Below are 13,218 nucleotides of genomic sequence, written 5' to 3' on the forward strand. Positions count from 1 at the left end.
TCGCGGCGGCTGGGTGACTTCCCTGCGACCGGGGAAGATCGTTATTTCCACGCGGCATCCATGCCGCGGAAAGCTGAGATCAAGACCGCCCATCCGGGGCGGACTTTCAACAATCAATCCACGTACAGCGAACTCACCGACTCGCCAAAGGCGATGCGGCGAATGGTTTCCGCCAGCAGCTCGGCGACCGAGAGCTGACGGATCTTGGCGCAGGCCTGCACTTCCGGGCGCAGCGGCAAGGTGTTGGTGACCACCAGCTGGTCGAGCTGGGAGCCCTCGATATTGCTTACCGCCGCACCCGACAGCACCGGGTGCACGCAATAGGCAACCACCTTGCGGGCGCCGCGCTCCTTCAGAGCTGCAGCTGCCGCACACAGCGTGCCGGCGGTGTCGACGATGTCGTCGACCATCACGCAGGTCTTGCCTTCCACGTCGCCGATGATGTTCATCACGGTCGACACGTTCGCACGCGGCCGGCGCTTGTCGATGATTGCCAGGTCCGCATCGTCCAGCCGCTTGGCGATCGCACGCGCACGCACCACGCCACCCACGTCCGGGCTGACCACGATCAGGTCGTCCATGCTGTGGCTGCGCCAGATGTCGGCCAGCAGCACCGGCGACGCATACACGTTGTCGACCGGCATGTCGAAAAAGCCCTGGATCTGGTCGGCATGCAGATCCACCGTCAGCACCCGGTCGACGCCGGCCGCCCCGATCATCCGCGCCGCCAGCTTGGCGGTGATCGGCACCCGCGCCGAACGCGGCCGGCGATCCTGCCGCGCATAGCCGAAATACGGAATCACCGCCGTGACGCTGGCGGCCGAGGCGCGCTTGAGCGCGTCGGTCAGCGCCAGCAGCTCGAACAGGTTCACCGCGCTGGGCGCGCCCGTCGGCTGGATCACGAACACTTCCTGCTTGCGGACGTTTTCCTCAATCTCGATCTGCACTTCGCCGTCGCTGAACGTGCCGACCAGCGCCTTGCCCAGCGGCACGCCCAGGCGATGGGCGACATCCTCGGCCAGGGAACGATGTGCGTTGCCGGTAAACAGCATCATCGGGGTGGACGTGTCCACAGGTGCTACCTCGAAAACTTGGCGATCATGAGTGGCTGGGGCGGCAGGATTCGAACCTGCGTATGCGGGAATCAAAATCCCGTGCCTTAACCAGCTTGGCGACGCCCCAGTATGTGTGTCGATCTTTACTGTCTTGAACTTTTTCCAACCGCTTCCATCAATTCGCAGGTGTCATACCGGCATGTCGCTGCAACGACTCAAGCAAGGGCGAACACTCGACGCCACTGACGACATGCGCCGTGAACGTCGCCGGACATTGCCTTGCCACGGCCTGCGCCCGTTCCAGCGAACGCAACTCCAGAAACACGCACCCACCGCTACCGGAGAGTCGCGACGTGCCAAAACCACCGAGCCAGTCCAGCGCCGCAGCCACCCGCGGGAGCCGCGCGCGGACTACCGGCGCAAAGGCATTTTCCGTCGTTTCGCCCGAAGCAAAGGATGAAATTGTCGCTCGCGGCGCATTTCGTGTCAATTCAGGCGCTTGAAACAACGCGCCGGTCGGGACGACGTCATGGGGATCCAGCACGACATAGTGGCGCGGCGGCAGGGCCAGCGGCGTCAGTTGCTCGCCGACCCCTTCGGCCCAGGCCGAGCGCCCGCGAACGAAAACCGGCACGTCAGCGCCCAGTTGGCGTCCCAGTTCGGCCAGCGTGTCTTCATCCAGGGCCAGTCCCCACAGCCAGTTCAATGCGACCAGTGCGGTCGCGGCATCGGAACTGCCGCCACCCAGCCCGCCGCCCATCGGGATGCGCTTGTCCACCGCGATATCGGCACCCAGGGCGGTCCCGGCGTGCTGTTGCAGCAACCGCGCCGCGCGAACGACCAGGTCGGACGATTCGGGCACGCCGGGAATCTCACCCACTCGCCGGATTTCACCGTCGTCACGCACCCGCAGCCGCAGCTCATCGCCCCAATCGAGCAGGCGGAACACCGTCTGCAGCTCGTGGTAGCCATCGGCGCGCCGCCCGACGATGCGCAGGAACAGGTTCAACTTGGCCGGCGCCGGCCACACCGTCCACTCGTCGCGCGCGGGAGCCGGCAGCGCGCGGCTCATGAACACGCGCAGCTGGTCGGAAAAACCGTTCTCCCGATCGCGCTGGCGGGCAAAGGCAAAGGTCGGGTCATTCTTGTCGACCACGACGAAACCGTGTTTGGCGTAGAACGGCGCGTTCCAGCGCACATCGGCCAGCGTACCCAGATCCATCCGCCGGTAGCCGGCCGCGCCGGCCCAGGCACAGGCATGCTCAAGCAACGCGGCGCCGATGCCGCGCTGGCCGTACTCGGGCAGCACGTCGATCTCGGCGATGCCGATCGCGCCGGATTCCAGTTCGGTGTCCAGCCAGACAAAACCGACCGGATCGCCAGCACCGTCGCGCGCCACCCAGACCAGACCACGGGCAATCGCCTGCAGCAACAGCTCGGGCGGGATCGACAGCGCCGCATAACTGGCCCATGCCGGGTGTCCGCGAAACAGCTGGACGGCGCTGCGCTCGATGGCGCACAAGGCGTCGACCTGGCCGGGTTCGGCGCGCTCGATGGGGAATGACATGCTGGCGTTCCGGGATTCGCGCATCGGCAACAAGACCGTCAGGGGGCGCAAAGCCTAACCCAGGCGGACCGACTTACTGAAACTGCCAGGATTCGATCGACAACTTCACCTTGTACGGTGCCCTGGCGGCAAACACCTTGGTCGGCAACGGCGGCTGGCGGGCTTCGTCCCATTCGCGATAGTCGACCACCCAGCCATCCTGCTGCAGCAACGAAGGCAGGCGGTTTTCGCCGAAACTCAATTCGGCCGGACCACTGTCCGCGCGCACGCCGAGCACCCAGGCGCGCAGATCGCGCAGCGGCACTTCCCAGCCCAGCGCCTTGCGCATCAGTGCCTCGGCGTCCGGCCCGCGCACCGGGCCGTGTTCCAGCCCTTCCAGCAACGCACCGTCAGGGCCGCCACTGAGACGGAAGTTCATCGCGCTGATCGCCGGCCCGCGCAAGGTGAATTCATAACGGTCGCCATCCTGGGTCCAGCTGAAGCTGCCGCTGCCACCGTCCTTGCCGTTGGAAATGCCCAGCCGCCCCTGCAGCGACCAGTGATCGGCATGCGCCAGCGCCTGCTCGCGGGCGAGCTGGGCCTTGAGCAGGCCGGCGTCGCCTTTCAGCCGTACCGCCTGCGGCACGCAGGCGGCCAGCAACAGCAACGGAACGCAGATCAGCAGGCCCTGCCAGCGCCTCATGGGCGCAACCGCTTCAGGGTCTGCTGCAGGTTGTCGTTGTGCGGATCGAGTTTGCGCACTTCGTCGAAGACCCGTTGGGCATCCTGGCGGTGGCCCTGGCGCCACAACACCTCACCCAGGTGCACGCCGACGTCGGCATCCTTGCGGGCAACCCATGCGCCACGCAAGGTGTCCGCCGCCTGGTCGAGATGGCCCAGGCGATACTGCAGCCAGCCCCAGGAATCGGCGATCGCGGGATCATCGGGCTTGGCCGCGCGCGCCGTGCTGATCAAGCGTTCGGCCTCGGGCAGGTCGCGATTGGCATCGGCCAGGGTGTAACCCAGCGCATTGCTGGCATCGACATCGCCCGGCTTGATCTTCAGCAGCCGCTCGAAATCCTGCACCGCCTGATCCACCTGGCCGGCCTCGGCATAGGTCAGGCCGCGGCCGTACAACAAGCCCGGATCATCCGGCACCACTTGCAGTGCGTGACTGAACGCGGCCTCCGCCTTCGCATAGTTTTGCTCGGTGAGATACAGCTCGGCGTCGGCCTGCCAGGCCTGGCGCAGCTGTGCCGGCTGGTCGAGATAGGCCAGCTGCAGTTGTTCCAGCAAGGCGTGCGCATCGCTGCGCTTGCCTTGCGTGTGCAGGATCATCGCGCTGCGCAGATCGGCATCGAACGCATGCTCGTCGTCGTCGCCGACCTGGTCGTACCAGGCCAGCGCGTCGGCCGGGCGATTCTGCATCTCGGCCAGCTGGCCGAGCAGGTAGGCACTGTGCGCGCGCACGTCGGCGGGCGCGGCCTGCAGCTGGCGATACAAGGTCGCCAGCGCCTTGTCGTCATGCAGATGAGCCGCGAGCCCGGCACGCATGGCATAGGTGTCGGCGTTCTGCGGCCCTTGCGCCAGCAACTTGCTGGCGGCGGCATAGTCACCGGATTGGCCGAGCATGCCGGCGTAGGCCAGGCGCAACTGGATGTTCTTCGGCTCCTTCGCGATGGCTTTCTGCAGCAAGGCCGCCGCGCCGGCGCGGTCGCCGTCCTTGAACTTCATCTGCGCCGCCCAGGCATAGGTTTCGGCATTGTGGAAGCGCTGCATCGCCGCCTCGGCGATCTGCACCGCATAGGTGTGACGGCCGAACCGATCGCCCAGTTCGCTCATCGCCAGCCAGGCATGGGCATCGGCGGGCAGTCGCTGCGGCGTGGCGAGGGCTTCGAGCAGACGCGCGGCCTGGGCCTGGTCGCGGGCACCGACCAGCACCCGGCCGAACTGGCGCCAGGCATCCGGGTCGCCGCTGCCAACCAGGATGTCCAGCTGCCGGCGCGCCTCCGCGGTATCGCCCACATCCAGCGCCAGCTGCGCCCGTGCCTGCGCGATCGACGCCGGCTTTGCACCCAGCGCCTGCCAGCGCGCCAGTGCGCGCCGGGCCGCATCGTCGTCGTGCACGGCAATCGCCAGCCCGGCCGCGCGTTCAGCCACTTTCGGGTCGTTGCTCAAGGCCATCGCCTTGTCGTAATGACCGGAAGCGGCCTTGAGGTCGGTGCGGGCCAGCGCCATTTCGCCGGCCAGCAGTTGCGCCAGCACGTCATGGTCGGCGTCGGGCGTGGCCACCACCAGCCGCGCCAGCGGTTGCGTCGAGGCCACGCCGTTCGGCACGGAACGCACCGGCGTACCGGCACAGGCCGCCAGACCAAGCGCCATCGCCGCCACTGCCGTAAAATGCCGCACTTGCTTGAACTTGCCGGGCCCGCTCCGCACACTACTCTCCATCCACATGCCTGTTTTGACCTTGCCGGTCACCACCACCAGACGGCGATGCGCCAAGCTTAGCCTACGCCGCTGCATCGCCGCCGAGATGTTCCAACCACCATGCCGCTGATCGCCCTCGGGCTCAATCACCTCACCGCGCCGGTCAGCCTGCGCGAGCAGGTGGCGTTCGACGCTGACGCCGCCAGCGAGGCGTTGCGCGCGCTGACCAGCGAGCCCGGGGTGGAAGAGGCGATGATCCTGTCCACCTGCAACCGCACCGAGCTGTATGTCGGCATCGCCGCCGGTGCCGAGGATATTCCGCGGGCATGGCTGAATCGTCATCACCGTCTGACCCCCGGCAAGCTGGATGAGTTCCTGTACCGGCATGACGAAGACGAAGCGGTGCGCCACATGTTCCGGGTCGCCACCGGGCTGGATTCGATGGTGCTGGGCGAGCCGCAGATCCTCGGCCAGGTGAAGGACGCCTACCAGCTGGCGCGCGGAGCGCAGTCGCTGAAGGCGCCGATGGACCGCCTGCTGCAGCACACCTTCGCGGTGGCCAAGCGGGTGCGCACGGACACGCGCGTCGGTGCGCACACGGTGTCGGTGGCCTTCACCGCGGTGCGCCTGGCCGAGCAGGTATTCGCCGACCTGAAGCAGGCCTGCGTGCTGCTGATCGGCGCCGGCGACACCATCGAGCTGGCCGCGCGGCATCTGGCTGAAAAGCAGGCGCGCCGGATCATCGTGGCCAACCGCACGCCGGAAACCGCGCAGGAGCTGGCCGGGCGCTACGGCGGTTACGCAATCGCACTGGCCGACCTGCCGCAACATCTGGCCGAAGCCGACATCGTGATTTCCTCCACCGCCGCGCGGCAGCCGATCGTGACGCGGGCGATGGTCGAGCAGGCCATGGTCGCGCGCAAACGCAAGCCGATGTTCATGGTCGACATCGCGGTGCCGCGTGACATCGAAGCCAGCGTGGGCGAACTGCCCGACGTTTATCTCTACGGCATCGATGACCTGCGCCAGGTGATCGACAACAACCTGCGCTCGCGCGCCGCCGCCGCCCAGGATGCCGAAGCAATCATCGACCTGCAGGTCGATCGCTACATGGCCTGGCGCCGCGCACTCACCGTGCGCAATCCGGCCATGGACATGCGCCAGCATGCCGAGGTGTACCGCGACCAGGTACTGGTCAAGGCCCGCACCATGCTGGCCCACGGCAAGTCGCCCGACGAGGCACTGGCGTTTCTGGCCAACACGCTGACCAACAAGTTGCTGCACCACCCCAGCGCCCGCCTGCGCGAGGCCGCGCTGAACGGAGACCTGGACCTGCTCCACGCAGCAAGCCGGCTGTACGACCTGGACGACTCCGAAGCGCTGTAGAAGCGCACCCCGTGCGCGACCCGACCAGCGATAATCCGGGCAGTGATCGCGCACTTCGGTGCGCTCCTACACAGAAGCGAACGCCGCCACGCATGACTCCATCCATTCGCCGCAAACTCGAGGCTCTCGCCGAGCGCCACCAGGAAATCGGCCTGCTGCTGTCGCAACCGGAGGTGCTGGCCGACAACAACCGCTTCCGCGGCCTGTCGCAGGAATACGCCCAGCTTGATCCTGTCGCCGCGTCGCTGCGCGAGCATGACGACGCCGAACGCGAGCTGGCGGAAAGCCGCGCCATGCTGGTCGACGCCGAGCTGCGCGAGATGGCCATCGACGACGTGCGCCGGCTGGAACAGCGGCTGCAGGAGCTGGACGGCGAACTGCAGTTGCTGCTGCTGCCGAAGGACCCGCGCGACGAGGCGAACCTGTTCCTGGAAGTGCGCGCAGGCAGCGGCGGCGACGAGGCGGCGATCTTCGCCGGCGACCTGTTCCGCATGTACCTGCGCTACGCCGAAAGCCGCCGCTGGCACGTCGAGATCCTCAGCGAGCACGCCGGCGAACACGGCGGCTACCGGGAAGTCGTGGCCCGCATCGAAGGCAGCGGCGCGTATTCGCAGCTGAAATTCGAATCCGGCACCCACTGCGTCAAGCGCGTGCCGGTCACCGAGTCGCAAGGCCGCGTGCACACCTCCACCGCCACCGTCGCCGTGCTGCCCGAGCTGGACGAGATCGACGACATCGCGATCAACCCGGCCGACCTCAAGACCGACACCTTCCGTGCGTCGGGTGCCGGCGGCCAGCACGTCAACAAGACCGACTCGGCGATCCGCATCACCCACCTGCCCACCGGCACCGTGGTCGAATGCCAGGAAGAACGCAGCCAGCACAAGAACCGGGCTCGCGCGATGAGCCTGCTGAAGGCGCGCCTGCTCGACACCGAGCGCAGCAAGCAGACCGCCGAACAAGCCGAATCGCGCCGGCTGCAAGTCGGCACCGGCGACCGCAGCCAGCGCATCCGCACCTACCGCTACAAGGACAACCTGGTCACCGACCACCGCATCGGCCTGAACCTGTACAGCCTCGCCGAGATCATGCAGGGCAACCTGGGCGAACTGATCGACACGCTGACCCGCGAACACCAGGCCGACCAGTTGCAGGCACTCGGCAACGCCTGAAGCGGCAAGAGCAGCACTGGCCCGCGGGCTTCCGCTCCCTCCCCTGCGTGTCCCTCAAGGGACTTCCTGCGGTCGCAGGGGAGGGTTGGGGTGGGGTCGCTCTTGATCTTCGCCGCACGCCAAACCCGCCACACCAACTCGTGCCGTCGCCCGCCAACGCCTGAACCTCACCGTCACGGCCGGCCGGGTTACCCTGAGCGCCACATTGCATCGGGCGAGGTCACCATGGAAAAGCACTACCGCAAGGCGATGAGGGAGCTTCAGGTCGACCTGGTTCGCCTGCAACGTGGTCTGCGCAGCAGCGGCAAGCGCCTGCTGGTGATCTTCGAGGGCCGCGATGCCGCCGGCAAGGGCGGCACCATCAAGGCCATCACCGAAAGCCTGGACACCCGCGGCTACCGCATCGCCGCGCTTGGCAAGCCCAGCGAGCAGGAAACCACCCAGTGGTATTTCCAGCGTTACGTCGCCCACCTGCCAAGTGCCGGCGAGTTCGTGTTGTTCGACCGCAGCTGGTACAACCGCGCCGTGGTGGAACCGGCGATGGGCTTCTGCACTGCCGCGCAATACGCAGCTTTCCTCGACGCCGTCCCCGCGTTCGAGAAGTTGCTCGCCGACGACGGCATCATCCTGCTGAAGTACTGGCTCACGGTGGACCAGGCCGAACAGGAGCAACGCTTCAGCGAGCGCGCCGACGACCCGCTCAAGCGCTGGAAGCTTTCGCCGGTCGACCTGATGGCACGCCAGAAATATGCCGAGATGGGCAAGCTGCGCGACGTGATGATCGAGCGCACGCACGCCGAGCATGCGCCGTGGTTCGTGGTCGACTTCAACGACCAGAAACACGGCCGCATCAACCTGATCCGGCACCTGCTGCAGCAGGTGCCGCTGCAGGAGGAAGCCGTGCCGACCAAGAAGCTGCCGAAGCTCAAGGGCAAGCCGAAAACCGAGCACGTCACCGAGCGGGCGCTGCGGGTGCCGGCCACGTTCTAGCCGGTGTGGAAGTCGCGCAACTGCCGCTCCGGCAGCTCTTCCCGATCGACCGCGTCGACGCATGCCAACGGCGGGCCTTTCCGCAGCCACTGCTCCAGCGCATCGAGCGCCTGCATCGATCCGCTGGCCAGCACCTCGACGCTGCCATCGGACCGGTTCTTCGCGTGTCCGCACACACCCAGCGCCAACGCCTGCTCGCGGGTGCTGGCGCGGTAGAACACGCCCTGCACCCGGCCACGGACGATGAAGCATGCCGTCGGCATCACGGCGTACCCATCACGGCTGGCCGATGAGTGCGGCCAGTGACGCCTCGGTCACCGGCCCGACGATGTGTTTCGCCACCTTGCCGTCGGGGCTGATCAGATAGGTGGTCGGCAGGCCGCGTGGCTCGTCGAAATCCTTCGGCGGCTGGTCCATGCCGACCTGGGCGACCGGATATACCACCGGGTGCTTGGCCAGGAAGTCCTTGATGTCGGCCGGCTCGCTGTCGTCGTAGGCCAGGCCGATCGCCGCCACGTTCTTGTGCGCGGCGACGAAGCGTGAGATGTCGGGCATTTCCTTGATGCACGGCACGCACCAGGTCGCCCAGTAATTGACGATCACCCACTTGCCGCGCTGGGCGGCGAGGTCGAAGGCCTTTCCGTCCAGGGTGATGACATGCAACGAGGGGCGCTCCGGCATGGCAGCCTGCGCCGAAAAGCCGAAGCCGAACACCAGGCCAAATACGGCGGATCGGAAGAAAGTGGAATGCAGCAAGGTCATGCGGGGAGTTCCTCGGGATCAGCCGCCACGCTGGCGGCAGGGGGATAGATTTCGTCGAGCCGGGCACCCAGCTTCGCCTTCAGCTCCACCGCCAGCCCGGCCAGCATGGCGAGCAGTTCCGGCGGCAGTTCAATACCCAGCGTGGCGGCTTCCTCCACCGGTTCCAGCGGCAGGCGGTAGTCGGTGTTGCGGTAGACGCGCAACAGGTCCGTGCTGTCCAGGCTGCGGCAGAGCAGCCAGCCACCGGTTTCGCCACGCTGGATCAGGTCGGCCTGCTCGAGGTCGTCGATATAGGCCGAGACCAGCGCGCTGCGCAGATACGGCTCGCGCACGCGCAAGTCGGCCGGATCCACGCAATCACCGCGACGCTGTGCCTCCACGAAATGCCGCAACACCACCAGCAAGCCGAGAAATTCGGCACCCTCCGGCAGGGTTTCCCGGGGCGGGTGATATTCGAACGCGGACGCCGACGCGGCAATCGAGGCGGCCAGAATCACGATCACCCAGGACAGGTAGATCCACAAAAGGAAGATCGGGATGGCGGCCAGCACGCCGTAGATCTGCTGGTAGGTCTGCGCATGCTGCACGAACTGGCCGAAGCCCCAGCGCGCGATCTCGAACAGCACCGCACCCAGCAGCGCGCCGATCGCCGCGTCGCGGCGCGACACCTTGCAGTTGGGAATCACCGAATACATCAGCCACAGCGTGAAGAACGTCACCACGAACGGCAGCGTGCTGAGCAGACCCTGCGTCAGCGCGCCAAACTGGTCCACCGCACTGTGCAGCAACGGCGCCGCGGTGACATAGGAAGTCACCGCGATACCGCCGACCACCAGGACCGGGCCCAGGGTCAGTGCCGCCCAGTACAGCAGCAAGCGCGATCCCCAGCTGCGCGCCTGGTGCACGCGCCAGATCCGGTTCAGCCGATCCTCGATGCTGATCATCATCGACAACGCGCTGAACAGCATCACCAGGATGCTGATGCCGGTGAGCTTGCTGGCGTTCGCGGCAAAGCCCAGCATGGTCGCCTGCACCGCTTCACCGGTCGACGGCACGAAATTGTTGAACACGAAGTTGATCAACGTATCGCGCGCCGGCTGGAACACCGGAAACGCCGAGAACATCGCCAGCACCGCCACGGTCAGCGGCACCAGCGAAACCAGCGTGGTATAGGACAACGCACCGGCCGTCTCGAAGCACTTGTCGTCGATGAAGCGCTGCCAGATGAAGCGGCTGAAGGTCTTCGTGCGGTCGCGATTGAAACGCCGGATCATCGCTGTCCTCTCGTCGCTGGCCCGGGCCGGGCGCCGACGATGGCCACCAACATGGTGGGTATCGGCCGGTACACTAGCGTATTGGCCGTGAAAGCCTCAAACGCGCGAGTCGACGCCGCATGCATCATGAAATCCTGGTCCTGTACTACAGCCGCAGCGGCCACACCGCCCAGCTGGCACGGCTGATCGCCCGCGGCATCGAGGAAGTGCCCGGCATGCGCGCGCGCCTGCGCCAGGTACCACCGGTGGCGCCGGTCACCGAAGTGGCCCACCCGCCGGAGCCGGAAGACGGCGCGCCCTACGTGCAGAAGCAGGACCTGCTCGACTGCGTCGCACTCGCCCTGGGCAGCCCCACCCGTTTCGGCAACATGGCCGCGCCGCTGAAACATTTCCTCGACACCACCGGCGCCGAATGGGCCAGCGGCGCGCTGGTCGGCAAGCCGGCGGCACTGTTCACCTCCACCAGCACCATGCATGGCGGCCAGGAATCCACCTTGCTGACGATGGCGCTGCCGCTGCTGCATCACGGCATGCTGATCGTCGGCCTGCCCTATACCGAACCGGCACTCACCAGCACGCAGAGCGGCGGCACGCCGTACGGTCTCAGCCACGTGGCCGGTGCCAAGGGCGACAACGCCATCAGCGAACACGAACGCGAACTGGCCCGCGCGCTGGGCCGCCGACTGGCCGACGTGGCCCGCCGCCTGGCGGACACGCCATGACCGCCGCCACGCGCGCGCCCATCCTGCCCGTCTATCGCATCGGCCTGGCCGCCTGGGCCTTGCTCGTCGTGCTGCAACTCGTCTGGCACGCGTGGCTGGTGCCGCCGCAGAGCATGCCGCTGCCCCTGCTGCTGGCGATCACCATCGCCCCGCTGCTGCTGCCCCTGCTCGCCCTGCGCGACGTGCGCCGCGCCCTGCTCTGGGTCGGCATCCTCAGCCTGTTCTACTTCTGCCACGGCGTGTCCGAGGCGTGGAGCTCGGCCGGCGAGCGCTGGCTGGCGATCGCGGAAATCGTGCTGACCGTGTTGCTGATCGCGGCGCTGGGCGCCGGGGTGAAGCGCAAACCGCGCAGTGGAGATACCGTCTGACGCCTGGAAAATGAACCTGACCCTGAGGTTTCCCCACGAATCTCCTCGATCAATCAACACCTTGCGTGGAGACTGAAGGAACAGTACGCGCATGATGCGGTCATTCCTCACGGGTTACGAAGCCAGAGGAGACCACACCATGCGCGCGACCAAAGTATTGCAAAAGTGCCTGGGCGATGCACTCGGTTCGATGCATGCGCTGCGCAGTCATGTGTTGCTGCGTGCCGTTGAGGCGATGATTCACGGCAGCCACCTGACGCTGATCGATCTGGCGCGTTCATGGCCCGGCGCGGAACGCGTCCGCGCGCCGCTCAAGGCGCTGGATCGGCTCTTGGGCAACCGCCATCTGCACGTCGAGCGCGAACACATTTACCAGGCCATGACCCGTTGGCTGGTGCGCAGCAAACAACCCGTCATCCTCATCGATTGGTCGGATCTGAAGGCCGATCGGAGCTGGCATCTGTTGCGTGCGGCGATTCCCGTGGGTGGCCGTTCGCTGCCGATCCTGGACATGGTGTTTCCCGGCGGGCAACAGAGCTCGCCGAAGGCCGAAAAGCGTTTTCTACAACGCCTGGCGCACGTGCTTCCCGATGACGTGCGGCCGATTCTGGTGACAGACGCCGGCTTCCGCGGGCCATGGTTCCGTGCGGTCGAGGCGATGGGCTGGCAGTGGCTGGGACGCTTGCGCAACACGACGTATCTCAAACCCGTCGAGGTACCCGACGAGCCTGATGAATGGGTGACGTGCAAAGCCATGTATGCCTTGGCGGCACGCAAGCCGCGCGATTTCGGATCGATGGATATCGCACGCAGCAATCCCCTCACGGCACGTGTGGTGTTGCACGCCAAGCCTCCCAAAGGCCGCAAGCATCGCAATCGACAAGGCGTGCCTGCTTGCAACTCCAACAGCCGCAAGAACGCACAGCGGGAGAGCGAGCCGTGGCTGCTGGTGGCCTCTCCGTCGTTAGCGCTCAGTGCGCGCCAGCTGATCACGCTATACGGCCGGCGCATGCAGATCGAGTTGTCGTTCCGTGATCTGAAATCCCATCGCTACGGGCGAGGCTTCGAGGACAGTCTCACCCGCAAGGGGGCGCGTATTGAAGTGCTGTTGCTGCTCAGCGCGATGGCCGCGTTTGCCACGTGGCTCGTGGGCATGGCGTGCGAGCGCTGCGGTATCGACGCTTGGCTCACGCCGTTCCGATCGAGACGACGCCTCTACTCGGTCATGCGGCTGGGTCGCGAGGCACTTGTGCGACGATGGTCGAGCACGCGCTTGAGCGAACTCATCGATCAGCTACGACACCCCAGCGCACAACTGCTGGATCAACTGGGAGTGCCGGCATGAAAACGTGGGGAAACCTCAGAACCTGACCCCTTTTTTGGTCCGCCCGGTATATGCAACAAGCGCGCTGCGGTGGTGAACAGGCCTATGAAACGGTAATGGGTGCTACCAGTTCGACTGGGCCTTCTCGTCCTTCACACCGAAGCACAGGACGAAAAAACAAGCTCAAAT

13 protein-coding genes and 1 tRNA gene are annotated in these 13,218 nt (G+C 66.3%); 6 read left to right on the forward strand and 8 right to left on the reverse strand.

Annotated elements, in window-relative coordinates; genetic code table 11:
- Window positions 1-113: 113 nt before the first annotated feature.
- From ACQGNJ_RS00780 to ACQGNJ_RS00800, 5 genes are all read right to left on the reverse strand, one after another.
- A complete protein-coding gene (locus ACQGNJ_RS00780; protein ID WP_426687333.1) occupies window positions 114-1,055 on the reverse strand; it encodes a ribose-phosphate diphosphokinase in 942 nt (313 codons plus the stop codon).
- 50 nt (window positions 1,056-1,105) lie between these two features.
- Window positions 1,106-1,182: transfer RNA gene (locus ACQGNJ_RS00785), tRNA-Gln, on the reverse strand.
- A 48-nt stretch (window positions 1,183-1,230) separates the two neighbouring features.
- The gene (ispE, locus tag ACQGNJ_RS00790) at window positions 1,231-2,622 is read right to left on the reverse strand and encodes a 4-(cytidine 5'-diphospho)-2-C-methyl-D-erythritol kinase (RefSeq protein ID WP_426687320.1); all 1,392 of its coding nucleotides are present in this window, start codon (window positions 2,620-2,622) and stop codon (window positions 1,231-1,233) included.
- A gap of 73 nt (window positions 2,623-2,695) precedes the next feature.
- Window positions 2,696-3,304: a lipoprotein insertase outer membrane protein LolB gene (gene lolB, locus ACQGNJ_RS00795; protein ID WP_426687321.1), complete on the reverse strand. Its 609-nt coding sequence runs from the start codon at window positions 3,302-3,304 to the stop codon at window positions 2,696-2,698.
- On the reverse strand, window positions 3,301-4,983 hold the full coding sequence (locus tag ACQGNJ_RS00800; protein WP_426687334.1) for a tetratricopeptide repeat protein: 1,683 nt from the start codon (window positions 4,981-4,983) through the stop codon (window positions 3,301-3,303). The genes lolB and ACQGNJ_RS00800 overlap by 4 nt, the downstream gene beginning before the upstream one ends.
- 168 nt (window positions 4,984-5,151) lie before the next feature.
- Between ACQGNJ_RS00800 and hemA the strand changes: the two genes are divergently transcribed.
- The 3 genes from hemA (at window position 5,152) to ppk2 (ending at window position 8,579) form a co-directional block, all read left to right on the forward strand.
- Window positions 5,152-6,417, forward strand: coding sequence for a glutamyl-tRNA reductase (gene hemA / locus ACQGNJ_RS00805; RefSeq protein ID WP_426687322.1), 1,266 nt, complete (start codon window positions 5,152-5,154; stop codon window positions 6,415-6,417).
- 92 nt (window positions 6,418-6,509) lie between these two features.
- Complete coding sequence (gene prfA / locus ACQGNJ_RS00810; protein ID WP_426687323.1) at window positions 6,510-7,589, forward strand: peptide chain release factor 1; 1,080 nt, start codon at window positions 6,510-6,512, stop codon at window positions 7,587-7,589.
- Window positions 7,590-7,814: 225 nt separating this feature from the next.
- Complete coding sequence (gene ppk2 / locus ACQGNJ_RS00815; protein ID WP_426687324.1) at window positions 7,815-8,579, forward strand: polyphosphate kinase 2; 765 nt, start codon at window positions 7,815-7,817, stop codon at window positions 8,577-8,579.
- On the opposite strand, the gene ACQGNJ_RS00820 is transcribed toward ppk2, so the two are convergent.
- Genes ACQGNJ_RS00820 through ACQGNJ_RS00830 form a run of 3 tightly spaced genes read right to left on the reverse strand, consistent with a single transcriptional unit; the run spans window position 8,576 to window position 10,615 of the window.
- Window positions 8,576-8,842: an acylphosphatase gene (locus tag ACQGNJ_RS00820; protein WP_426687325.1), complete on the reverse strand. Its 267-nt coding sequence runs from the start codon at window positions 8,840-8,842 to the stop codon at window positions 8,576-8,578. The two genes, ppk2 and ACQGNJ_RS00820, sit on opposite strands and share 4 nt — an antisense overlap.
- A 13-nt stretch (window positions 8,843-8,855) precedes the next feature.
- Window positions 8,856-9,341: a TlpA family protein disulfide reductase gene (locus ACQGNJ_RS00825; RefSeq protein ID WP_426687326.1), complete on the reverse strand. Its 486-nt coding sequence runs from the start codon at window positions 9,339-9,341 to the stop codon at window positions 8,856-8,858.
- Window positions 9,338-10,615, reverse strand: coding sequence for a YihY family inner membrane protein (locus tag ACQGNJ_RS00830; RefSeq protein WP_426687327.1), 1,278 nt, complete (start codon window positions 10,613-10,615; stop codon window positions 9,338-9,340). The genes ACQGNJ_RS00825 and ACQGNJ_RS00830 overlap by 4 nt, the downstream gene beginning before the upstream one ends.
- Window positions 10,616-10,734: 119 nt before the next feature.
- Here ACQGNJ_RS00830 and wrbA point away from each other — a divergent pair, with 119 nt between their 5' ends.
- The 3 genes from wrbA (at window position 10,735) to ACQGNJ_RS00845 (ending at window position 13,050) form a co-directional block, all read left to right on the forward strand.
- On the forward strand, window positions 10,735-11,337 hold the full coding sequence (gene wrbA, locus ACQGNJ_RS00835) for an NAD(P)H:quinone oxidoreductase (RefSeq protein WP_426687328.1): 603 nt from the start codon (window positions 10,735-10,737) through the stop codon (window positions 11,335-11,337).
- Entirely contained in the window at window positions 11,334-11,705 is a 372-nt protein-coding gene (locus ACQGNJ_RS00840) for a DUF2069 domain-containing protein (protein ID WP_426687329.1), read from the forward strand. Before wrbA ends, ACQGNJ_RS00840 begins: the two co-directional genes overlap by 4 nt.
- 139 nt (window positions 11,706-11,844) lie before the next feature.
- A complete protein-coding gene (locus ACQGNJ_RS00845; protein WP_426687330.1) occupies window positions 11,845-13,050 on the forward strand; it encodes an IS4 family transposase in 1,206 nt (401 codons plus the stop codon).
- Window positions 13,051-13,218: the final 168 nt, after the last annotated feature.

Origin of the sequence: Rhodanobacter ginsengiterrae (assembly GCF_050026815.1) — a bacterium.
GTDB lineage: Bacteria > Pseudomonadota > Gammaproteobacteria > Xanthomonadales > Rhodanobacteraceae > Rhodanobacter > Rhodanobacter ginsengiterrae.